Here is a 22,396-nt window from a genome sequence, read left to right on the forward strand (position 1 = left end):
CCAAAGGCCCAAGGCTACGTTACTTCAATCGCTATGAAATGTCAATCGCTATTCGGGATAGTAGAGGGGCCGAAAGGGAAGCCCTAAGGCCTCGGCGAAGGCGTGGAGGCCCAGGCGGTCGGGTTCCTCCAGGTGGTAGCGGAAGTTCCAGAGGTAGTGCTCCATGAGGGCGGGGTGGACCCCAAGCCTTTCCGCCTCCCCCCGGGCCACCTCCCCTAACCGGGCCAAGCCTTCCCGCCTGGCCCGCCTTAGGGCCCGGACCAGGGCCTTGGGGGGCGGGTTTTCCTTCCGGTAGGCCCAGACGGCGAAGACGAAGGGGAGGCGGGTCTTTTGGAACCAGAGGACGGAGAGGTCGGTGACCTGGACCCCGCCCAGGCGGGTGGGGAGGGCGTGGGGGGTTTCGGGGAGCCCGGGGAGGAGGGCGGCGTACGCCTGGATGGCCTGGTCGCCGATGAGGAGCACCCCATCGTAAGCGGAAAGGAGTTCCAGTCCCCCCCTCACCTCCTGGTAATGGGGATAGACGCCCTGCTCTTCAAGAAGAAGCTTGAGGAGGGCCACGCTGGTGGCGCTTTCCGTGGTGAGGGCCACCCGCTTTAGGTCCCTTAAGGGCGGGCGGTGGAAGAGGTTCACGGAGTACACCGGCCCGAGCACCGCCACGGAAAAGTCCGGCAGGAGGCCCAAGGCCTCCTGGTGCCGGAGGTAAGCGTAACTGGAGGCTAGGGAAAGGTCCAGCTTCCCCTCCAGAAGCCAGGCGTTGAGGGCGGTGGGGGAGGCGTGGACCACCGAGAACCCTTCCGGCCTAAGGAAGCGGACCAGGGGAGCCACGTTGGCGTAGGGGGGAAAGCCCACCCGCAGCGCCCTCATTCCCTCTTCCCCCCAAGCCTTTCCCCCGGCCTGGCGGGTGGCCTCAGGCCTCCACCCGGTCCCAAAGGCGCACCTCCCGGTAGAGGGCGTCCCGCTCCACGGGGATGCGCCCCGCCATGAGGATGATCTGGGCGAGCTCCCGCTTGGTGAGGCCCTGGGGCGTGGGGCTTCCCGCCATGTGGACGATCCTCTCCTCAATCAGGGTGCCGTCCACGTCCGTGACCCCCCAGTCCAAGGAGACCTGGGCGAGCTCAGGGGTTAAGGTGGCCCAGTACCCCTTGATGTGGGGGAAGTTGTCCAGGTAAAGCCGGGCCACGGCCAGGTTCCTGAGGTCGTCCAGCCCCGTGGTGAACTCCCTCTTGCCGAGCTCCCGGGCTAGCTGGTTCCCGTCGGGCTGGAAGGCCAGGGGGATGAAGCTCATGAAGCCCCCGGTCTCGTCCTGGAGGCGGCGGAGGCGGTCCATGTGGTCCAGGCGCTCCCCCAGGGTCTCTATGTGCCCGTAGAGCATGGTGGCGTTGGTGGGGATGCCGAGCTCGTGGGCGGTGCGGTGGATCTCCAGCCACCCTTCCGCCGAGACCTTGGCCCGGGCGATCTTCTTGCGCACCCTCTCGGCGAAGATCTCCGCCCCGCCTCCCGGCATGGCGTCCAGGCCCGCCTCCTTTAGGGCCTTTAGGACCTCCCGGTAGGGTAGGCGGGCGATCTTGGAGAAGTGGTGGATCTCCGCCGCGGTCCAGGCCTTCACCTGGACCCCGGGGAAGTTCTCCTTCAGGGCCCGCACCAGGTCCAGGTAGTAGGAGAAGGGCCTTTTGGGGTGGTGGCCCGCCGTGAGGTGAATTTCCGTGAGCCCCGGCTGGTAGCGCGCCCTGATCCAGGCCACCACCTCGTCCACGTCCCAATCCCAGGCCCCTTCCTCGCCGAAACGCCTTTGGAAGGCGCAGAAGGTGCACCCCACGTAGCAGATGTTGGTCTGGGAGACGCGGATGGAGTGGACGAAGTAGGTCTTGTGCCCGTGCTTCCGCTCCCGCACCAGGTTGGCCAGACGCATGAGGGTGGGGAGGTCCTGGGTCTCGTAGAGCACGAGGCCGTCCTCAAAGGAAAGCCTTTGCCCTTCCATCACCTTCTCGGCGATGGGGAGGAGGCGGGGGTCCCGGATCCCTCTCACGCCCCGGAGTCTACTCCCCCCGGAGGCGAAGGACCAGGGCCTCCACCTCTTTTTGCCTCCCCCCCACGCTTCTTTCCGGCAGGAGGTTCCGGAGGTAGCGGTCGGTGAGGAGGAGGTCCACGTAGGGGTAGACCGTGGCCGCCATGACCGCGTCCAGGAGGTCGGAGGGGCGGGGCTTACGGTGGGGGTCGGTGGCCATGCGGGCCAGGAGGTGGGCAAGGAGCCGCACGAAGGGCACTTCCCTAAGGCCGGTGCGTGAGCGGACTTCCCGCAGGGCCAGGTCAAAGGCTTCCCCGTAGGGGAGCCCGCGGAGGCTTTCGGGAAGCCCCTGGAAGGGGGAGAGGTCCGCCGGGATCTCCCAGCTTCCCTCCCGGAAGAGGAGGTCTTCCCGGTAAAGCCCCCTCTCCTGCCTTACCGCCACCTCCAACCAGGGCCGGACCCAGTAGCCGCCCGAGAGGGCGGCGAAGACCGCCTTGAGGGCGGGGAGGAGGTAGCCCGCCTTCTCCTCGGGGCCCCTTTGGGGAAAGAGGGTCTCCAGGACGTGGAAGGGGCTTGGAGGGGCGATGGCCCTCCCCTTGAGGACAAGAAAGAGCCTTCCGAAGGCCTCGTGCCCCCTTTGCCCCAGGAGGTGCTTGGCCATGCGGCTGGCGTGGTTTTGGTCCAGGTAGACCAGCACCTACTCCTTGGCCCGCGCCAGCCACAAGGCGGCGCTTAGGAGGGCCACCCCTCCGGCGAAGAGGAGGAAGTCCAGGGCCCCTTGGGGCTTGAAGGCCAGGGCCTTCTCAAAGAACTTCACCACCAGGATCATGACGATCACCTGGCCCAGCTTGTTCTTGAGGTCGGCCAGGCTTTCCACCGCCAAGACGTTGTCCAAGGGCACTTCCAGCTTGCCGATGAAGAGCTCAAAGAGGCCCACACTGAAGATGAGGAAGACGGCGGAGAGGAGGGCCAGGTCCACGGCCCCCACCAGGGCGGGGAGGGCGGCCTCGAGGCCCTGCCCCAGGGCGGAAACGGCCTCCCATAGGGCGTGCCAGGAGAAGTAGAGGGCCCCGAGGAGGAGGCCCACCACCGGCAGGGCCACGATCCAGCGCGCCAGGTTGGTCAGGGAGTTCCAGAGGTTCATGGGAGGATTCTAGGGCACGTAGGGGGCGGGGCCCGGGGTCAGGGTGGAGGTCCTTTCCACCAGGATGGGCTCAAAGCGCACCTCCCGGGGGGCTCCGGCGTAGCCCTGCATCCTCTCCAGGAGGAGCTGGGCCGCCCGGGCTCCCATGGCCTCCACGGGCTGGGCGATGGTGGAAAGCCCCACCTCCTCGGCGAAGGGGTGGCCGTCAAAGCCCAGGACCCGCACGTCCTTTCCCGGGGTGAGGCCGAGGCGCTGGGCCTCCTCCAAGACCCCCAGGGCCACCTGGTCCGCCCCGGCGAAGACGTTGAGGGGCGGGGAGGCCTTTTCCAGGAAGTGGCGCAGGGCGAGCCGCCCCCCCTCCTGGGAAAGGCGGGTGACGTAGAGGTGGTCCTCCGGGAAGGGGCGGCCCGCCTCCTTTAGGGCCTCCCCAAAGCCCGCCATGCGCTCGGCGAAGACGGTGCGGCGGAAGGCCCGGTCGGGCTCCTCCTCCACCTTGATGGCGAAGATGGCCCCAGGGAAGCGGGCGAGGTAGGCCCCGGCCAGCCTGCCCCCCAGGAAGTTGTCCAGGTAGACCGAGTCGTACCGGGGGTTTTGCGCGTCCACCAGGACCACGGGGCGGTCGGTGGGGAGGCGGCCTTCCTCGAAGTGCTCCGTGAGGTCGTAGGAGGCGAGGATGAGGCCGTCGGTGAGGTAGGCCAGGGTGGAGCTCTCCAGGTAGCGCTTGAGCCGGCCCTGGGAGAGGATGGGGAAGAGGGCCAGGTCGTAGCGCTTTTCCAGGAGGACCCCCTCGAGGCCCTCTATGAGCCTGCGGTAAAACTCCGTGGCCACGAAGGGCAGGAGGACGCTTACCGTGTAGCTCCGACCCCCGGCGATCCTGCGGGCGTGGGGGTTGGGGGTGTAGCCCAGCTCCTCCATGGCCCTAAGGACCCGGGCCCGGGTCTCGGGGCGCACCGCCGGGTGGTTGTTGAGGACCCGGCTCACCGTGCCCAGGCCCACCCCTGCCCGGGCGGCCACCTCGTGGATGGTGGGTTGCTTCTTCCTCATGGCGTGTGGAAGCGCTTCATGGAAACTTCCATTCTCAGGATACTCCAGGGTCCCGGCCTTTGCAAGAATGGGGGCATGGCCTACCTCCTCCTGGCCTACCTCCTGGGCTCCTTGGTGGGGGGGCTCCTCTTCTTCCCCGAGGTGCGGGAGAAGGACCTTCCCGGAGGTTCGGGGGTCTTCCGCCGCAAGGGTCCGCGGGCCGCCTTACTGGTGGTCCTCTTTGACCTGGGGAAGGGGGTTTTGGCGGCCCTCCTCACCCCCGAGGCCCTTCGCCCCTTTGCGGGGGCGGCCTTGGTGGCGGGCCACAACTGGCCCCTTTTCTTCCGTTTCCGGGGAGGCGGGGGGATCGCCCCCTCCTTGGGCTTCTTCTTGGCCTGGTTTCCCCGAGAGACCCTCTGGGCCACGGCTTTTGGCCTTTTTGTGGCGGGGGCCTACCACCTCCTCTACTGGCGGAGGAGGCGGAGGGGGATCTACCCCATCCCCTTCGGGGCCCTCTTCGGCTACTTGGCCCTTTTCCTCCTGGCCCCGGCCGAGGGCCGGCTGGGGGCGCTTTGGGTAGCGGGGGTGGTCCTCCTCCGGGGGCTGCAAATCCTTCTGGGAAGATGGTAGCTTTAGGGCATGAAGATCCTGCGCTTCAACGAGGGCCGCTGGGGAATTCTGGAAGGGGAGCTGGTCTTGGAGACGGACGCTCCCGGGGGTAACCCCACGGGCAGGCGGTACGACCTGGCCTCGGTGCGCCTCCTGGCGCCCGCCACCCCCAGCAAGATCGTCTGCGTGGGGCGGAACTATAAGGGGCACATCCGGGAGATGGGGCACGACTTCGGGGAAGACCTGCCCCAGGAGCCGGGGCTTTTCCTGAAGGCGCCCAACGCCCTGGCCCACCCCGCCAACCCCCGGGACCCCGGGAACACGGGGGACGCCGTGCCCTACCCCTTCTTTACCCAGGAGCTCCACTACGAGGGGGAGCTCGCCGTGATCATCGGGGACCGGATGCGGAACGTCCCCCCCGAAAAGGCCCTGGACCACGTTCTGGGCTACACCATCGCCGTGGACATCACCGCCCGGGACGCCCAGAAGAAGGACCTGCAGTGGGTCCGGGCCAAGAGCGCCGACAAGTTCCTCCCCTTGGGCCCTTGGATGGAAACCGACCTAGATCCCCAGGACACCTGGGTGCGCACCTACATCAACGGGGAGCTCCGCCAGGAGGGGCACACTTCCCAGATGATCTTCAGCGTGGCGGAGATCCTTTCCTACATCTCCAGCTTCATGACCCTCGAGCCCCTGGACGTGGTCCTCACCGGCACCCCCGAGGGCGTGGGGGCGCTGGGCCCCGGGGACCGGATTGAGGTGGCGGTGGAGGGCATCGGCACCCTCCACACCCGCATCGGCCCCAAGGAGGAGAGGCCGTGGTAGAGGTCTTGGATCTCGGCTTCCAGAAAGCGGAAGGGGTCATCGCCAGCTTCCTCCTCAGGACGGAGGAAGGCCCCCTCCTCATAGAGACGGGCCCCGAGAGCACCTATCCCCGTCTGGTTTCCGCCCTCCGGGAGCGGGGGGTGGCCCCCGAGGAGGTGCGCCACGTCTTCGTGACCCACATCCACCTGGACCATGCGGGGGCCGCCTGGCGGTTGGCGGAGCTTGGGGCCACGGTCTACGTCCACCCCAAAGGTGCCCCTCACCTGGTGGACCCCTCGAGGCTTCTGGCCTCCGCCGAGCGCATCTACGGGGCCATGCTCAGGCCCCTTTGGGGGGAGCTGAGGGCCATCCCCCAGGGGAGGGTGCGGGTCCTGGCCGACGGGGAAGGGGTGGAGGTGGGCGGGGTGAGGGTGCAGGCCCTGGAAACCCTGGGCCACGCGGGCCACCACCACGCCTACCTGGTGGGGGGCTTCCTCTTCGCCGGGGACATCGCCGGGGTGCGCATCGCCCCGGGGCCCGTCCTTCCCCCCACGCCGCCCCCGGACATCCACCTGGAGAGCTGGTACGCCTCCTTGGACCGCCTCCTGGCCTTGCGCCCCGAGGTCCTTTACCTCACCCACTTCGGGGCCTATAGGGACGTGGAGTCCCACCTCCAGGCCCTTAGGGAGGTCCTGGAGGCCTGGGCGGGCTGGGTGCTCCACCGCCTAAAGGAAGGGCTTTCCGAGGAGGAGATGACCCGGCGCTTTGAGGCCTACTGGCGGGAGGGCTTGAGGAGGGCGGGGGTGGACGAGGCGGGCATGCGCCTCTACGAGCTCGCCGACCCCCCCTACATGAACCTCCAGGGCTTGGTGCGCTACTGGCGGAAGCACCACCCCGAGGCCTTGGAGGGGTAGATGGTCTGGCCCTTTCCCCTGGGCCGGAAGGCCCGGATGGCGGTCTTCGCCTCGGGGCGGGGGACGAACCTCGAGGCCCTCCTCCAGGCCTTCCCCCAGGGGCACCCCTTGGGGGAGGTGGTCCTGGTGGTCTCGGACAACCCCCAGGCCTTGGCCCTGGAGCGGGCGCGAAGGCGGGGGGTAGAGGCCCTGGCCCTCCCCTGGAGGGGGCGGAGGGCCTTTGAGGCCGAGGCCTTGGGGCTCCTCGAGGAGAGGAGGGTGGACCTCGTCCTCCTGGCGGGCTTCATGCGCCTCCTCTCCCCGGGGTTCGTGGAAGTCTGGTACGGCCGCCTCCTCAACATCCACCCCTCCCTCCTCCCCGACTACCCCGGGCTTGGCGTCCACCGGAGGGTCTTGGAGGCGGGGGAGAAGGAGACCGGCTCCACGGTGCACTTCGTGGACCAGGGGATGGACACCGGGCCCATCCTCCTCCAAGGGCGGGTACCCGTCCTGCCCGGGGACACGGAGGCGGTCCTCGAGGCCCGGGTCCTCCACCTGGAGCACCGCCTCTACCCCCGGGCCGTGGCCCTCCTCCTCCTGGGCCTTGCCTTTCCCCCGCCCGAGGGGCTTCCGGGCCTTTTGGGAGAGGAGGCGGCGCGGGCTTTCCAGGCCCTTTCCCCCCGGGAGAAGCCCCTTTACCTCCGGGCCTGGGCCCTCCTTAGGGCCTGGGGAAAGGAGGCCCTGGCGGGCCCCGCCTTCTTGGGCCAGGGAGGGGAGTGGGGCAGGGGGGCCTTTCTCGCGGCCCACCTCCTGGCCCAGGACCACCCGGCCCTGAGGGCCGAGGTGGCCTCCCTCCCGGAGGCGGTGCGCCGGGAGGTGGAGGCCAGCCTCCACCGGGTAGAATCCTCCCTATGAGGGTCCTGGTGGTGGGAAGCGGGGGGCGGGAGCACGCCCTCCTCTGGAAGGCGGCGCAAAGCCCGCAGGTAGAGAGGCTTTACGCCGCCCCCGGCAACGCCGGCATGGCGGCCCTGGCCGAGCTCGTCCCCTGGAACGGGGAGGTGGAGGCCCTGGCGGACTGGGCCCTGGCGGAGGGGATAGACCTCACCCTGGTGGGACCGGAAGCGCCCCTGGTGGAGGGCATCGCCGACGCCTTCCAGGCCCGGGGCCTCTTGGTCTTCGGACCCACGCAGAGGGCGGCCATGATCGAGGGCTCCAAGGCCTTCGCCAAGGGCCTCATGGAGCGCTACGGCATCCCCACGGCGCGCTATAGGGTCTTCCAGGAGCCCCTCGAGGCCCTGGAGTACCTGGAGGAGGTGGGGGCGCCCATCGTGGTGAAGGACTCAGGCCTGGCGGCGGGGAAGGGGGTCACGGTGGCCTTGGACCTCCACCAGGCCAAGCAGGCGGTGATCAACCTCCTCTCCGGCCCCGAGGGCGGGGAGGTGGTCATCGAGGAGTACCTGGAGGGGGAGGAGGCCACGGTTCTGGCCCTCACCGACGGAAAGACCCTCCTCCCCCTCCTTCCCTCCCAGGACCACAAGCGCCTCCTGGACGGGGACCAGGGCCCCATGACCGGGGGGATGGGGGCGGTGGCCCCTTACCCCATGGACCCGGAGACCCTAAGGCGGGTGGAGGAGGAGATCCTCTGGCCCCTCGTCCGGGGACTGGAGGCCGAGGGGGTGGTCTACCGAGGGGTGGTCTACGCCGGCCTCATGCTCACCCGGGAAGGCCCCAAGGTCCTGGAGTTCAACGCCCGCTTCGGCGACCCCGAGGCCCAGGCCCTCCTCCCCCTCCTGGAGAACGACCTGGTGGATCTGGCCCTCAAGGTGGCCGAGGGGCGGCTTGGGGGGACGAGGCTTTCCTGGAAGGAAGGGGCTTCGGCCTGCGTGGTCCTGGCCGCCCCGGGCTACCCCGAAAGCCCCAGGAAGGGAATCCCCCTCCACCTGCCCGAGCCTCCGGAAGGGGTTTTGGTCTTCCACGCCGGTACCCGGAAGGAGGGGGAAAGGCTCGTGAGCGCCGGGGGACGGGTCCTGAACGTGGTGGGCCTGGGGAAGGACCTGGGAGAGGCTTTGGAGCGGGCCTACGCCTTCCTCCCCCGGGTGGGCTTTCCCGGGGCGGTGTACCGGAGGGATATCGGCCGGAGGGCCCTCGCCCGCCTCAGTACTTAAGCCTGGCCAAGGGGAGCTTCTCGCAGGCGCCGAGGACCGACCCCAGGGTGCCGAGGCCCTTTTCCTTGAGGAGAGGGAGCATCCGCACGAAGACCTCGGCGGTCATGAGGGCGTCCCCCAAGGCGGTGTGCCGCCCTAGGACGGGCACCCCGAAGCGCTCCGCCAGGGTCTCCAGGCGGCGGTCCGGAAGGTCGGGGAAGAGGAGGTGGGCGAGGAGGAGGGTGTCCACCAGGGGGGGGTGGTCTATCCCCGCCCGCTTGAGGAAGGCCATGTCAAAGGCCCCGTTGTGGGCGAGGAGGACGGTGTCCTCTATGAAGGCCCGGAAGGCGGGCAGGACCTCTTCCAGCCGGGGCTTCCCCCGGAGCATCTCCCAGGTGAGGCCGTGGATCTCCTGGGAGGCCTTGGGGATGGGGCGGCCCGGGTCCACCAAGGCCTCAAAGACCTCGTGGCGGAGGACCCGCCTTCCCAGGACGTGCACTCCCCCCAGGGCGAGGATGGCGTCTTTGGCCGGGTCCAGGCCCGTGGTTTCCAGGTCAAAGGCGGTGTAAAGCAGGCCCTCCAGGGGGGCTTCCTCCAGGGCCTCGGGGACCTGGAGGAGGGAGAGGTCAAAGACCTCGGCCCGGGGCGGGGGGCCCTCGGGCAGGGAGAGCCTCGGGGCCTTGCGGGCGGGCAGGAGGAGGTGGAGGCGGCTTCCCTCGGCCCAAAGGCTTCCCCCGGCCTTCTCCACCGCCTCCTTGAGGAGGGGGTGGGGTGGGGGAGCGGGGTGGGGGAAGGCGAGGGTGAGGTGGAGGAGGCCGCCTTCCCCTTCCGCCTTGAGGAAGACCTCTTCGTTTTCCCTCAGGGTGGCGGCCAGGCCCTGGGCCAGGGCGTAGGTGTCCGCCCGGACCAGGAGGCTTCTGGCCTCCTCCCCCAGGGCCAAGCCGGGATGGACCCCCGCCTCCCGCTCCAGGGCCTGGGAGAGGAGGGCCAAAAGGTCCTCCGCCAGGACCTCCGCCACCTCCGAGGGGGGCTTGAGGTCCTGGAGGAGCTGGGCCAGCTCCAGGGCCGCTTCCCGGGCGGCTTGGGCCAGGGGGCGGGCCTCCTGGGCCTCGGCTTCCAGGAGTTCCACCAGGGCCTTTAACCCGGCCAGTTTGTCCTTCAGGCGGTGGAGGGTAGCCTCCGCCAGGCCCCCCTCTCCCGGGGGTTCTTCCAGGATCACCAAGAAGCCCTCCTCTCCTTGGAGGGGCAGGGCCCTAAGGGCCAGGGGCCCTGCCCGGGTCTGGGCGAGGAAGCGCTCCCCCGGAAGCCCCAGAGCGTGGACCAAAAGCCCCCGGTCCAGGAGGGCGAAGAGGCTTTTCCCCACCCCCAAGCCTTCCCCCAGAAGCCGCCGCGCCGGAGGGTTGTAAAGCATCACCTGGCCCTTGGGGTTAGCCAGGACCACCCCTTGGGGCAGGTGGCCGATGAGGGCGGAAAGCACGCCCCGTTCCCGTTCCAGGAGGGCCTTGGCCTCGGTCACCCGGGCGGCCACCTCCTTTTCCAGGGCGGACTTTTCCTGGGCCAGGCGCTGAATGAGGCGGGCCAGGGCCTGAAGCTCCAAGGGGCCCCTTAGGGGAAGGCGGTGGCCGGGGTTGGCCAGGAGGGCCTGGGCCTCCTGCCCCAGGGCCCGGGTGGCCGCCAGGTAGCCCAGGAAAAGGGGGTGGAGCAGGGCGGCCAGGGCCATGAGGAAGAGGAGGAGGGCGAAGAGGAGCAGGGGAAGCTTTTCCCGGGCCAGGCGGGAAAGCTCCCGGGCCAGGGCCTCCTCCCCCTGGAGGAGAAGGAAGAGGCTTAGCCCCACGGTGCCGCCCAGGAGTAACAACCCCAGGAGCAGGGCCCCGAGGAAGCGGAGGGCGTCTTTCATCCTAGAAGCTCCTCCACCTTGCCCAGGAGTTCCTGGATGCCGAAGGGTTTGGCCATGAAGGCCTCGGCTCCCAGGGCCTTGGCCTTGGCCTGGTCGGCCTCCCGGTTCCTGGCGGTGAGGATGAGGACCTTGGGCCTACGGGGAAGCTTTTGGATGCGTTCCAGGACGTCAAAGCCGTCCAGACCAGGGAGCATGAGGTCCAGGACCACCAGGTCCGGGGGGAGGGCTTCCAGGCGGGCCAGGGCTTCCTCCCCCGTGCGGGCCAGGGCCACCTCATGCCCCGCCTTCTTCAGGAGAAACTCCAGAGGGATCAGGATGCTTTCCTCGTCGTCCACCACCAGGATCCGCACGGTCCACCTCCAAGGGCAGGGCGAAGGCGAAAAGGGCCCCCTCTCCTTCCTCTAGCCAGATCCGCCCTCCCAGGGCCTCCACGAGCCTTCGGGCCAGGAAAAGGCCCAGCCCCGTGCCCCCGGCGAAGCTCTGGAAGGGCTCAAAGATCCGGGACCGCAAGGCCTCGGGCACCCCGGGGCCGTCGTCTTCCACCCGGAAGAGGGCCTCCCCGTCCCTTTGGCCAAGCTCCAGGCGCACGAGGCTTCGGGCATGGCGTAGGGCGTTGTGGAGGAGGTTCAGGAGGACCTGGAGCACCCGGTCCCGGTCGGTGAGGGCCTGGACCTCCTCCAGGTGGGCCTCCATTTTAACCCCCCTTTCCCGGGCCAGGGGCTCGGCCAAGGCCAGGGCTTCCTCGGCCAGGGCCTTCAGGTCCGTGGGCTTTGGGCGGAGGGGGAGGCCCCCTTGCAGGCGGGTGTAGGCCAGGACCTCCTCCACCAGGCGGGAAAGGCGCAGGGTTTCCTTGGCCAAAAGCTCCGTGAAGCGGCGGCGCTCCTCCTCGGGGAGGTCGGGGTGGGCTTTTAGGATCTCCGCCAGGGCCCGCACCGAGGTGAGGGGGGTCTTGAACTCGTGGGCCACGGCCCAAAGAAGCTCGTCCTTGGCCTGGTCCAGGGCTTTGAGCCGCTCGTAGGCCTCGGCGAGCTCCCTCCTGGCCTCCTCCAGGGCCTTGGCGTAGGCCCGCACCTCCTTGGACTCCCGGGCCGCCTCCAAGAGGGCCTCCGGAGGGGCCTCCCGGGTGACGGAGAGGAGGAGGAGCCGGGCCGTGGCCGGCCCCACCGCCCCCGCCAGGAGGGCCTCGGCCCGGGCCGCCGCCTCGGGGCCGGAGAGGCCCTGGGCCTCCTGTCGGAAGGCCTCCTCCGCCTCGAGGCCCAGCACCCGCCGGAGGAGGGCGGCCAGCTCCTCCACTTCCCCCGTGCGCCCCTCCCTGGGGGCGGCCCCCCGGGTGAGGAGGGAGACCCCCAGGGTCAGGCCCAGGTTCAGGAGGAGGCTGGCTAAAAAGCCGTGGGTGATGGGGTCCAACCCCCTTACCCCCAGAAGCCCCTCGGGGTGGAGGAGGGGGTGGGGGCCTTGGAGGAAGGCCTGGGGAAGCCAGCCCGAACGGGCCAGGGCGGGGAGGAAAAGGGTGTAGGCCCAGAGGGCCATGCCCCCCAGAAGGCCCGCCAGGGCTCCTTGGGCCGTGGCCCCTTTCCAGTAAAGGCCCAGGAGGGCGGGAGGGGCGAGCTGGGCCACCGCCACAAAGGAGAGGAGGCCCATCCCCACCAGGGCGTAGGCCTCCCCCGCCAGGCGGAAGTAGAGGTAGGCGAGGAGCATCACCGCCAGGATGGCCAGCCTGCGCCATAAGAGGAGGCTTCCCAAGGCGCGGAAGCGGAGGAGCAAAGGGGAGAGCAGGTGGTTGGAGACGAGGATGGAAAGGGCCAGCCCTTCCACCACCACCATGGCCGTGGCGGCGGAGACCCCACCTAAGAAGGCCAGGAGGGCCAGGGGAGGACCCGCCTCCAGGGCCAGCCCCAGGACGTAGAGGTCGGGGTCTTCCTGGGGAAGGGAGAGCCGTCCCCAAAGGGCCAGGGGCACCACCGGCAGGTTGATGAGGAAGAGGTAGAGGGGGAAGGCCCAGGCGGCGTGGGAAAGGTGCCTGGGGTCCACGTTTTCCACCACGCTCACGTGGAACTGCCGGGGCAGGAACAAAAAGGCCAAGCCCGAGAGGACCACCAGGGCGCCCCAGGCCAGGTGGCCGGAAAACCCCTCCGGGGGGAGGAGCAAGGGGAGGAGGTCGGGCCGGGAGAGGGCCTTGGGGAAGGGGTTTCCCAGGAGGAGGAGGACCGCGGCCCCCGCCAGGAGGAAGGCGAAAAGCTTGACCAAGGACTCAAAGGCCACCGCCAGCACCAGGCCCTGGTGCCGCTCCGAGGGGTCCAGGCGGCGGGTGCCGAAGAGGACGGCGAAGAGGGCCAGGAGGAGGGCCGTGGGCAAGGCCACGTCCTGCAGAGGGGCCCTTTCCCCGCTCAGGAAGAGGAAGGCCTGGGCGATGGCCTTGAGCTGGAGGGCGAGGTAGGGGAGAAGGCCCACCGCCAGAAAGCCCGCCGCCAGGCTTCCCAAGAGGGGGTGGCCGTAGCGGAGGAAGAGGTAATCCGCCCAGGAGGTGAGGCGGTGGGCCCGGGCCAGCTCCAGTAGCCTGCCGTGAAGGAAAGGCCAGAGGAGGAGGACCAGGGTGGGCCCCAGGTAGATGGGCAGAAAGCCCGCCCCTTGGGTGGCGGCCCGGCCCACGCTCCCGAAGAAGGTCCAGGCGGTGGCGTAAACCGCCAGGGAAAGGGCGTAGACCCAAGGCCCCTGGGCCCGGGCCCGGCCCCGCCCTTCCCCCCAAAGGGCCACCAGGAAGAGGAGGCCCAGGTAGAGGAAGAGGCTTAAGAGGAGCAGGGGGGGGCTCATGGTCTATGGAAGAGGAGGTAGGCCAGGAGGACCACCAGGCCCCAGGCCCCAAAGAGGTAGAGGTAAAGGGAAGGAAGCCCAAAGGGGCCTTGGGGCCGCGGGGAGAAAAGCTCCAGGGGCAGGAGGAAGAGCAAAAGGGCCAGCAGGAAGAGGGCAAAGGCCTTTTGCCTCATCGCAGCTGGAAGCGGCTTGCGGTGCTTTCCTGGATCTCCTGGATGGCCCGGAAGCCCTCCAGGGCCTGTCGCTTTTCCCCTGGGCTTAAGGCCGCCCAGAGTACCCGGTTGCCGATGGCCTCCCCTTTCTGCCAGGCGAGGAGCTGGTGCTTGAGCCGGAGGTGGAAGAAGAAGCGGAAGGCCTCGGCCAGGCGCCCGGCTCCCTCGGGGCTTAGGCTGGACCCCTCCGCCGCCTTGAGCCTTTCCAGGGTGCCCCGGGCGGGGCTTCCCGCCAGGAGGGCGTAAAGCCGGGCCAAGGAGACGACGGGGGCCAGGGCCGAGCGCTTGAGATCCACAAAGCCCTCCTCCGTGCGCACCCGGCCAAAGAGGCCCAGGGGCGGGCGGAAGGCCAGGGCCGCCTGGGCCAGGTGGTAGAGGAAGACGCCCCTTTGGCTGCCCTCCAGGACCGCCTCCTCCAGGGGCCTTAGGGAGAGTTCCCCCGCCACCCCCCGGAAGTCAAAGAAGATCTGGGTCTCCAGGAGGGCCTGGGGCTCGGGGGCCTCCATCCAACGGCGAAAGGTTTCCAGCCAAGCGGGGAGGGGAAGGCGCCAGCGGGTGGCCATGTACCCTCCCCTGCACTCGGGGATGCCCGCCCGGAGGAGCCCCCCCACCACCCGCTCCGCCAGGGCTTGGAAGTAGGCCTCGTGCCCCCCTTCCCCGAGGACCAGGGCGTTGTCCTGGTCGGTGAGGAGGGCCTGCTCCCGGCGGCCTTCCGAGCCGAAGACCATGAAGCTGTAGGCCACGGGGGGCGGCCCCAGGGCGGCCTCGGCCTCCTTTACCAGGCGGCGGATGAGGGCGTCGTTCAAGGAGGCCACCACCCGGCCCACCTCCACCCCCTCGAGGCCCCGAGCGAAGAGCCCCTCCACCAACCGGGCCACCTCCTCGGCGTAGCGCTCCAGATCCAGGCGTTCTATGCGCCTCAGGAGCAGGAGGGGGCTTTGGGCCTGGTGGAGGACCAGGTCGGTGTGGGTGACCACCCCCACCACCTTCTCCCCCTCCAGGAGGGGCAGGTGGTGGATCCCCCGTTCCACCATGGCCGCCACCGCCTCGTAGATGGGGGTGTTGGCGGGGAGGGCGAAGAGCGGGGCGGTCCTCACCTCGGCCACGGGGGTGGTGGGGGGACGGCCCTCGGCCAGCACCCGGTTTCTCAGGTCCCGGTCGGTGAGGATGCCCAAAGGGCTCCCCTCCACCAGGAGGCTGGAAACCCCTTCCTCCCGCATCCTTAAGGCCGCCTCCTGGACGCTGGCCGAGGGTGCGATGAAGACGGGCGGGCGCCTGACCAGCCTGCCCACCGGGCTGAAGAGGGAAAGGTCGGGGGCCGCCCGGAGCCGTACCCGGTCCGCCAGGCCCTGGCCGAAGAAGCGGGCGGCCTCGGGGAAAAGGAGGAGCTTCCGGAAGGTCCCTTCGGGAAAGACCAGGAGCCGCACCGGGGTCTTGGCCACCACGCTGAAGGCGGGGGGTTCCCCGGAAAGGAGGGAGGGGAAGCCGAAAAACGCCCCGGCCTCGAGGGTCCCCACCTCCTCCTCTCCGTCCAGCAGGGCCATCTGCCCTTCCAGCACCAGGTAGAGGGCCGAAGCCGCGGCCCCGCCCTGCTCCAGAAGGCGGGCGCCCGCGGGGTGTACCTCTTCCCAGGCTTCCCGGAGGAGGGCTTCCCGCGCCTTTTCAGGAAGGGCGCTCAGGGGCGGTACCGTCCTGGGGTCCATAGGCGGGGGTGAGCCAGGCCAGGAGGGGGACGAGGAGGTGGAGGGCCACCTGGGCCTGGAGCAGGAGCATGAGGCCGATTCCCAGCATGAAGGCTGGGGGGAGGAGGATAAAAAGCCGCACCACCCGGCCAAGCCCCAGGGGCGGAAGGGGCCAGAGGCGGTGGTAGAGCACCCCAAGCCCCACCCCCAGGCCCGCTCCCAGGGCGATGTGGAAGAGGGTCCTGGGGGTGGGAAAGGGAAGGCCCAGGAGGTAGTGGCCGCTCAGGTAGAAGCCGAAGAGGAGAAGGAGGCTTCCCAGATAAAACCTAAGGTAGAGAAGGGCCATGGGCTGTTCTCAGTATAGGTGTCCGCACCTGGGTTTCGCAACGCGGGATGCCCGCACCAGGGCTGAACCAGGCCCCCACCGCGGCCAAAGCCGCGGTGGGGTATTACCCCACGCTGGCGCAAGCCAGCATGGGGTGGTATTAGTGCTCCGCCGCCCTACCTGCCCCCTTGGGGATACGGATATCCTCCACCAGGCGCTGGATGTGCTCCGGAGGCGGAGGCGTGGCCCGGGAGACCAGGTAGGCCACCAGGAAGTTGAGGAGCATGCCGATGACCCCCACGCCCTCGGCGCTGATGCCGAAGAGGTTGGGGATCACCGGGGCAGGAGCCCCGAAGATCTGGGGGGCGCGCATCATCCCGATCATGGTGGCGGTGAAGATGAGCCCCACCAGGATGCCGGCGATGGCCCCCTCGCGGTTCATGCGCTTGTCGAAGATGCCTAGCAGGATGGCGGGAAAGAGGCTGGAGGCCGCCAGGCCAAAGGCGAAGGCCACCACCTGGGCCACGAAGCCCGGCGGGTTGATGCCGAAGTAGCCCGCCAGGATCACCGCCAGAAGGATGACGATGCGGCCCGCCAGGAGGCGCTGGGCCTCGGTGGCGTTGGGCCGGAAGATGCGGTAGTAGATGTCGTGGGAGATGGCGCTGGACATGGCCAGGAGCAGGCCGGCCGCCGTGGAGAGGGCCGCCGCCAGACCGCCCGCCGCCACCAGGGCGATCACCCAAGGGGCCAGGCGGGCCACCTCCGGCGTGGAGAGGACGATGATGTCGTTGTCAATGTGGATCTCGTTCTTGCTCTTCTCGTCGGGGGTGTTGAAGTCGGGCCGGCCCCCCTTCAGGGCGAAGGCCCGCCCCGGGGCGAAGGTCACCTTCCCGTCCCCGTCCTTGTCCACGAAGGCCAGGAGCTTGGTCTTCTCCCACTTGGCCACCCAGTCGATCTGGCGCACCTCCTCCAGGGTCTTCCCGTTCAGGGTGGAGATCAGGTTGTAGCGGGCGAAGGCCGCCAGGGCCGGGGCGGTGGTGTAGAGAAGGGCGATGAAGAGGAGGGCCCACCCCGCCGAGTAGCGGGCTGAGCGCACGTCGGGCACGGTGTAGAAGCGGATGATCACGTGGGGGAGGCCGGCGGTGCCCACCATCAAGGCCAGGGTGATGGCCAGGATGTCGATCATGGGCTTGCCCTGGAAGGGCTTGGTGTACTCGGTGAAGCCCAGGTCCACCTGGATCTGGTTCAGGCGCTGGACCAGGTCGCTAAAGGTGAAGGCCAGCTGGGGGATGGGGTTGCCCGTGAGGACGTTGGCGATGGCGATGGCCGGGATCAGGTAGGCGATGATGAGCACCGTGTACTGGGCCACCTGGGTCCAGGTGATGCCCTTCATGCCCCCCAGCACGGCGAAGAAGGCCACCACCGCCACCCCGATGATGACCCCGGTGGCGATGTCCACCTGCAGGAAGCGGCTGAAGACGATGCCCACGCCCCGCATCTGCCCCGCCACGTAGGTGAGGGAGATGAAGATGGTGGCGATGGCGGCCACCGCCCGGGCGGTGTTGGAGTAGTAGCGGTCCCCGATGAAGTCGGGCACGGTGTACTTGCCGTACTTCCTGAGGTAGGGGGCGAGGAGGAGGGCCAAGAGCACGTACCCCCCCGTCCAGCCCATGAGGTAGACCGCCCCGTCGTACCCCATGGAGGAGATGAGGCCCGCCATGGAGATGAAGCTGGCGGCGGACATCCAGTCGGCGGCGGTGGCGGCCCCGTTGGCGATGGCGGGCACCCCTCGGCCCGCCACGTAGAACCCGGCGGTCTCCCGCACCCTCGAGGCGTACCCGATGTAGATGTAAAGGGCGAAGGTGAGGCCCACAAGGAGATAGGTCCAAGCTTCAACGCTCATGGTCGCCTCCTATTCGTGCACGTCGTACTGCCGGTCCAACTGGTCCATCTTCCAAGCGTAGTAGAAGATGAGGACCACGAAAACGTAGATGCTCCCCTGTTGGGCGAACCAGAAGCCCAAGGGAAGCCCCCCCAGGCGGATGCCGTTCAGGGGCTCCACCAGGAGGATGCCAAAGACGTAGGAAACCAAGGCCCATACGATGAGAAGGTTGCGAATGAGGGACGTGTTGGCCTTCCAGTATGCCTCCAGCTTCTCCATAGCTCCCTCCCCCGCGTGGGAAACGCCCGTAGCGCTCCCCAAGGACGCCTTCCCTCGCGGTTGGCGGTCATCTTAGGGAGGGATGAGGAACCTGTCAAGAAACCTTGGCTTTGCGGGCATGCGCAAAAGGAGGGGTTTTCCCTAAAGGCCCCGGGCCGCCAAACCAGACCCCCACCCTGGCCAGGGTGGGGGGCGCTGGGAGGCGGTCTACTCCTCCAAGGTGGAGAGGTCCCCGGGGTCCTTGCCCAGCTCCTTGGCCTTGAGAAGGCGCCTCAGGATCTTCCCCGAGCGGGTCTTGGGGAGCTTGTCCAGGAAGACCACCTCCTGGGGCGTGGCGATGGGCCCGAGCTCCCGGCGCACGTGCTGGATGAGGGCCTCCTTCAGTTCCTCCGAGGGCCTTTGCCCAAGCCTCAGGACCACGAAGGCCTTGATGGCCTCCCCCTTCAGGGGGTCGGGGACGCCGATGACCGCGGCCTCGGCCACGGCGGGATGGGAGACCAGGGCGCTTTCCACGTCGGCGGTCCCGATGCGGTGCCCGGCCACGTTCAAGACGTCGTCCGCCCGCCCCAAGACGCTGAAGTAGCCCTCCTCGTCCCTGCTCGCCACGTCCCCGGCGGCGTAGACCCCTCCCGGCACCTCCCGCCAGTACTGGAGGTAGCGCTCGTGGTTCCCCCAGACGGTGCGCATCATGTGGGGGAAAGGCCGCTTGAGGACGAGGAGGCCGCCCTGCCCAGGGGGCACGGGCCTTCCCTCCTCGTCCACCACCTCCGCCTCCACCCCGGGAAGGGCCACCCCGGCGAAGCCGGGCTTGGCGGGGAGGGCGAGGGGGGTGCCCAGGGTGGGGCCGCCGAGCTCCGTCTGCCACCAGTTGTCGGCCACGAAGCCCCGCCTGCCCCCGTCCACCAGGTGCTGGTAGGCCCATTTGAGGGCCTCGGGGTTTAAGGGCTCCCCGGCCACGGCCAAAAGGCGCAGGGAGGAGAGGTCGTGCTTCCTGGGCCACTCGGGGCCGAAGCGCATGAACATCCGCACCGCCGTGGGGGCGGTGAACATCACGTTCACCCGGTACCGCTCCACCGCCTGCCAGAAGGCCCCGGGGTCGGGGTGGTCGGGGGCCCCTTCCCGGAGGACGGAGGTCACCCCTTCCAGAAGCGGGGCGTAGACGATGTAGGAGTGGCCCACGATCCAGCCGATGTCGCTGGTAGCCCAGAAGACGTCCTCGTCCTTCACGTCAAAGAAGGTGCGCAGGTGGTAGGTGGTGCCCACCATGTACCCCCCGTGGACGTGGACCACGCCCTTGGGCTTCCCCGTGGAGCCGGAGGTGTAGAGGATGAAGAGGGGGTGCTCGGCCTCCACCATCTCCGCCCGGGCCTCGGGGGGGCTACCCCAAAGGAGCTCGTGAAAGTCGTAATGCCCTTCGGGGAGCTCCGCCTTATAAGCCCGCTGGAACCAGACCACCTTCAGGGGTAGGTCCCGGATGGCCTCCTCGGCGATGCTCCGCAGGTCCACCCCCTTGCCCCGGCGAAAGCTCACGTCCCCGGCGATGAGCACCTTGGCCCCGGCGTCCAGGATGCGCTCGCGGAGAGCCCCCACCCCAAGCCCGGCGTAGACCACGCTGTGGATGGCGCCGAGGTAGGCGGTGGCCAGCATGGCGAGGACCCCTTCCAGGGTGAGGGGCATGTAGACCACCACCCGGTCCCCCTTCTGCACCCCAAGCCGCCTAAGCCCCGTGGCCAGGCGGCGCACCCGGTCCAGAAGCTCCCCGTAGGTGAGCTTTTCCTCCCGCCCGTCCTCGGCGAGGTAGAGGAGGGCCACCTTGTTCCTGAGGCCCCTTTCCACGTTCCGCTCCAGGGCGTTGTAGACGGCGTTGGTGGTGCCGCCCAGGAACCAGCGGTGCTCGGGGAGGTCCCACTCCAGGACCTTCTCAAAGGGCTTTTCCCAGTAGAAGCGCCGCGCCCACGCTCCCCAGAAGCCCTCGGGGTCCTCGAGGCTTCGCCGGTACTCCGCCCAGAAGTCCTTGAGGTTGGCCCCTTGCCGCAGGGCCTCGGGGGCCCAAAGCCTTTCCTCGCCTTTAAGGAGCTTTTCCACCGCCATACCCTTCCTCCAGTCCCGAGGTGTCCCCCGGGTCCATGCCCAGAAGCTCCGCTTTCAAAAGCCGCCTCAGGATCTTGCCGCTGCGGGTGCGGGGGAGGCTTTCGGTGAAGAGGACCCTAGGCGGCGGCAAGGGTCCAAGGTGGCGGAGGAGGTGGGCCTTGAGCTTTTCCGCCAAGAGGGGTTTGAGTTCCTCGGGCACCTCCCTTTTGGGCACCACGAAGACCACGATCTCCTCCCCCTCCTCCCCCGGCACCCCCACGGCCGCCGCCTCGGCCACCTGGGGGTGGGTGAGGAGGGCGGCCTCCACCTCGGCGGTGCCCAGCCTGGCCTCCCCCACCTTGATGACCTCGTCGCTGCGGCCCAGGATGCGGAAATACCCCTCTTCGTCCATGGCGGCCAGGTCCCCCGTCCAGTAGAGCCCCCCTTGCCAAGGGCTCTCCCCGCCCAGGAGGCCCACCATCTGGGCGGGCCCCGTGCGCAGGAGGACCAGGTGCCCCTTCTCCCCTGGGGGCAGGATCCGGCCCTCCCCGTCCACCACCCGGGCCTCCACCCCGGGCAGGGGCACCCCCACGTACCCCGGCTTGGCGGGAAGGGGGAGAGGGGTGGCCAGGGCCGGGGCCCCCAGCTCCGTCTGCCACCAGTTGTCCAGGGGCCAGGCCAGGTGTTCCCGGGTCCAGCGCCACACCTCGGGGGCCAAGGCCTCCCCCACGCTCCCCACCAGGCGGAGCCCCGTGGGCCTGGCCTCCCCGTGGCGGCGGAGGGTGCGGAGGAAGGTGGGGGAGGTGAGGAGGAGGTCCACCCCCAGGCGCTTTAGGCGCTCGTAGAAAGCGGCGGGGCTCGGGTGGTCGGGGCGGTCCTCCAGGAGGAGGCTGGTCCCGCCAAGGAAGAGGGGCGCGTAGAGGCCGAAGGAGTGCCCCACCACCCAGAAGAGGTCGGCGGTGGTGTGGAAGACCTCCCCGGGCTTCAGGTCAAAGAGGTGGCGCAGGGCCCAGGCCACCCCCACCATGTACCCCCCGTGGCCGTGGAGGACCCCCTTGGGGGTGCCGGTGGAGCCGGAGGTGTAGAGGAGGAAAAGGGGGTGGTTTGCGGGGACGGGCCGGGCCTCCTCGGGCCTGCCCTCCGTGGCCCGTTCCAGGAACTCCGTGGTGCCCCGGGGGTGCCAGAGGACGGGCAGGTCCAGCCCGGAAAGGGCCGCCTCCACCACGGGGCGCAAGGGGACGAGCTGCCCCCGGCGGTAGTAGCCATCGGCGGCGATCAAAAGCCGGGCCTGGCAGGCGAGAAGGCGCGCCCTTAGGGCCTCGGGGCCCAGGCCCACGGGCAGGGCCACGTGCACCGCTCCCAGGCGGGCCAGGGCGAGAAGGCTTAGGGCGGCCTCGAGGCCGGTGGGCAGGTACAGGGCCACCCGGTCCCCCTCGCCCACCCCCAGGGCTTTCAGGACCCCGGCCAGGCGGGCGGAGAGGTCCCAAAGCTCCCGGTAGGTCCACTTGGCGAGGCTCCCCTCCCCGTCCAGGGTGAGGAGGGCCACCTGCTGGGCCCTTTCCGGCAGGTGGCGGTCCAGGGCGTTCAGGGCAGCGTTGGTGAGGCCGCCCACGAACCAGGCGCGCCCTTCGGGGTCGTAGGCCCGCTCCCAGGGCCTTTCCCAGGCGAAGGTGCGGGCCCATTCTCCAAAGAAGCCCTCGGGGTCCTCGAGGCTGTGCCGGTAGGCCTCCTGGAAGTCCTTTAGGTTGGCTTGGGCCACCAAGGCCCGAGGGGCCTCCACCGTCTCCTCTGGAGCGTGGACCTCCACCGGGGGCGGCAGGGGGGGAGGCTCCGGGGGCGGCAGATGGGGGGAGACCTGGGCCACCTCCGAGAGGGCCCGGGCCAGGCGGCTGAAGGCGAAGGGAAAGCGCCGCGCGGGCACCACCACCCCCAAGGCCCCGAGGAGCTCCCCCTTGGGGCCGAAGAGAGGGGCGGCCAGGGCGGAAAGCCCAGGGGCATACTCCTCCATCTCCACCGCTAGGCCCGACTCCCGCACCCGCTTGAGCTCCTCCTCCAGGGCCAGGGGCTCGGTGAGGGTGTAGGGGGTACGGGGGCGCAAGGGGGGGAGGGGCAGGGCCCCGTAGGCCAGGAAGACCTTGCCCAGGGCCAGGGCGTGGGCTTCTTCCGGCAGGACCTCCCCCAGGGGGTGGGGCTGGCCCTGCCGCCCCCGGGTTTTGAGCCGCACCCCTTCCGGGGTGGGAAGGGCCAGGTAGCACCGCTCCCGGGTGCGTAGGTAGAGCTCCTCCAAAGCCTCCTCCAGAGGAGAAGTTTGGGCCAGGACGGGCTTGGCCTTGCCCAGGCGGTAGCCCCGTTCCGTCTTCACGGCGAAGCCCTCCTCGGCTAGGCTGTTGAGGAGGGCGTAGGCGCTGGAGAGGCTTTTCCCCAGGAGGCGGGCCACCTCCTTGACCTCCACCCCCTCGGGGTGCTCGGCCAAGTAGGCGAGGATGCGCAAGGCGGCCTGGACCGTGGAAAGGCTCCGCTTCCTGGCCATTTGCGTCCATCTTCCGCAGGGGCCGCCTCCCCTGTCAAGAAACGGGGGGTTTGGCACATGGTGAAAAACCCCCGGTTTCTTGACCC

Annotated in this window: 20 protein-coding genes; 5 read left to right on the top strand and 15 right to left on the bottom strand. The window is 69.3% G+C overall.

The window, feature by feature from the left end; genetic code table 11:
• Positions 1-48: 48 nt before the first annotated feature.
• From ACY5J6_RS03440 to ACY5J6_RS03460, 5 genes are read right to left on the bottom strand one after another with little or no spacing between them, the layout of a single operon-like run.
• The gene (locus ACY5J6_RS03440) at positions 49-864 is read right to left on the bottom strand and encodes a menaquinone biosynthetic enzyme MqnA/MqnD family protein (RefSeq protein ID WP_462845959.1); all 816 of its coding nucleotides are present in this window, start codon (positions 862-864) and stop codon (positions 49-51) included.
• A gap of 43 nt (positions 865-907) precedes the next feature.
• Positions 908-2,026, bottom strand: a complete 1,119-nt coding sequence (mqnE, locus tag ACY5J6_RS03445; protein WP_462845961.1) for an aminofutalosine synthase MqnE — start codon at positions 2,024-2,026, stop codon at positions 908-910.
• 10 nt (positions 2,027-2,036) lie between these two features.
• A complete protein-coding gene (locus ACY5J6_RS03450) occupies positions 2,037-2,702 on the bottom strand; it encodes a hypothetical protein (protein WP_462845962.1) in 666 nt (221 codons plus the stop codon).
• A complete protein-coding gene (locus ACY5J6_RS03455; RefSeq protein ID WP_462845963.1) occupies positions 2,703-3,149 on the bottom strand; it encodes a YqhA family protein in 447 nt (148 codons plus the stop codon).
• Between the two features lie 9 nt (positions 3,150-3,158).
• Entirely contained in the window at positions 3,159-4,193 is a 1,035-nt protein-coding gene (locus tag ACY5J6_RS03460; RefSeq protein ID WP_462845964.1) for a substrate-binding domain-containing protein, read from the bottom strand.
• Positions 4,194-4,268: 75 nt separating this feature from the next.
• Between ACY5J6_RS03460 and ACY5J6_RS03465 the strand changes: the two genes are divergently transcribed.
• Genes ACY5J6_RS03465 through purD form a run of 5 tightly spaced genes read left to right on the top strand, consistent with a single transcriptional unit; the run spans position 4,269 to position 8,643 of the window.
• A complete protein-coding gene (locus ACY5J6_RS03465) occupies positions 4,269-4,802 on the top strand; it encodes a glycerol-3-phosphate acyltransferase (protein WP_462845965.1) in 534 nt (177 codons plus the stop codon).
• 9 nt (positions 4,803-4,811) lie between these two features.
• Entirely contained in the window at positions 4,812-5,606 is a 795-nt protein-coding gene (locus ACY5J6_RS03470; protein WP_462845966.1) for a fumarylacetoacetate hydrolase family protein, read from the top strand.
• Positions 5,600-6,499, top strand: coding sequence for an MBL fold metallo-hydrolase (locus ACY5J6_RS03475; protein ID WP_462845967.1), 900 nt, complete (start codon positions 5,600-5,602; stop codon positions 6,497-6,499). Before ACY5J6_RS03470 ends, ACY5J6_RS03475 begins: the two co-directional genes overlap by 7 nt.
• Positions 6,500-7,393, top strand: coding sequence for a phosphoribosylglycinamide formyltransferase (gene purN, locus ACY5J6_RS03480; protein WP_462845968.1), 894 nt, complete (start codon positions 6,500-6,502; stop codon positions 7,391-7,393).
• A complete protein-coding gene (gene purD, locus ACY5J6_RS03485) occupies positions 7,390-8,643 on the top strand; it encodes a phosphoribosylamine--glycine ligase (RefSeq protein WP_462845969.1) in 1,254 nt (417 codons plus the stop codon). Before purN ends, purD begins: the two co-directional genes overlap by 4 nt.
• On the opposite strand, the gene ACY5J6_RS03490 is transcribed toward purD, so the two are convergent.
• The 10 genes from ACY5J6_RS03490 to ACY5J6_RS03535 all read right to left on the bottom strand — a co-directional run bounded on the left by ACY5J6_RS03490 (position 8,633) and on the right by ACY5J6_RS03535 (position 22,310).
• Complete coding sequence (locus ACY5J6_RS03490; RefSeq protein WP_462845970.1) at positions 8,633-10,519, bottom strand: 3'-5' exonuclease; 1,887 nt, start codon at positions 10,517-10,519, stop codon at positions 8,633-8,635. The two genes, purD and ACY5J6_RS03490, sit on opposite strands and share 11 nt — an antisense overlap.
• The gene (locus ACY5J6_RS03495) at positions 10,516-10,869 is read right to left on the bottom strand and encodes a response regulator (protein ID WP_054638702.1); all 354 of its coding nucleotides are present in this window, start codon (positions 10,867-10,869) and stop codon (positions 10,516-10,518) included. The genes ACY5J6_RS03490 and ACY5J6_RS03495 overlap by 4 nt, the downstream gene beginning before the upstream one ends.
• Positions 10,793-13,330: an ATP-binding protein gene (locus ACY5J6_RS03500; protein ID WP_462845971.1), complete on the bottom strand. Its 2,538-nt coding sequence runs from the start codon at positions 13,328-13,330 to the stop codon at positions 10,793-10,795. Before ACY5J6_RS03500 ends, ACY5J6_RS03495 begins: the two co-directional genes overlap by 77 nt.
• The gene (locus ACY5J6_RS03505; protein WP_462845972.1) at positions 13,327-13,503 is read right to left on the bottom strand and encodes a hypothetical protein; all 177 of its coding nucleotides are present in this window, start codon (positions 13,501-13,503) and stop codon (positions 13,327-13,329) included. Before ACY5J6_RS03505 ends, ACY5J6_RS03500 begins: the two co-directional genes overlap by 4 nt.
• Entirely contained in the window at positions 13,500-15,245 is a 1,746-nt protein-coding gene (locus ACY5J6_RS03510) for a DUF294 nucleotidyltransferase-like domain-containing protein (RefSeq protein WP_462845973.1), read from the bottom strand. Before ACY5J6_RS03510 ends, ACY5J6_RS03505 begins: the two co-directional genes overlap by 4 nt.
• Positions 15,205-15,570 (bottom strand): hypothetical protein, encoded by a 366-nt coding sequence (locus tag ACY5J6_RS03515; RefSeq protein WP_462845975.1) that lies wholly within the window; start codon positions 15,568-15,570, stop codon positions 15,205-15,207. Before ACY5J6_RS03515 ends, ACY5J6_RS03510 begins: the two co-directional genes overlap by 41 nt.
• A gap of 139 nt (positions 15,571-15,709) precedes the next feature.
• On the bottom strand, positions 15,710-17,452 hold the full coding sequence (locus ACY5J6_RS03520; RefSeq protein WP_462845976.1) for a sodium:solute symporter family protein: 1,743 nt from the start codon (positions 17,450-17,452) through the stop codon (positions 15,710-15,712).
• A gap of 9 nt (positions 17,453-17,461) precedes the next feature.
• Complete coding sequence (locus ACY5J6_RS03525; RefSeq protein WP_428719574.1) at positions 17,462-17,710, bottom strand: DUF4212 domain-containing protein; 249 nt, start codon at positions 17,708-17,710, stop codon at positions 17,462-17,464.
• 207 nt (positions 17,711-17,917) lie between these two features.
• Positions 17,918-19,801 carry an acetate--CoA ligase gene (locus tag ACY5J6_RS03530; RefSeq protein WP_462845977.1) on the bottom strand — a complete coding sequence of 628 codons (1,884 nt, stop codon included), beginning with the start codon at positions 19,799-19,801 and terminating at the stop codon, positions 17,918-17,920.
• A complete protein-coding gene (locus ACY5J6_RS03535; protein ID WP_462845978.1) occupies positions 19,779-22,310 on the bottom strand; it encodes an AMP-binding protein in 2,532 nt (843 codons plus the stop codon). The genes ACY5J6_RS03530 and ACY5J6_RS03535 overlap by 23 nt, the downstream gene beginning before the upstream one ends.
• Positions 22,311-22,396 lie beyond the last annotated feature (86 nt).

Source organism: Thermus sp. H19.2 (assembly GCF_054979525.1).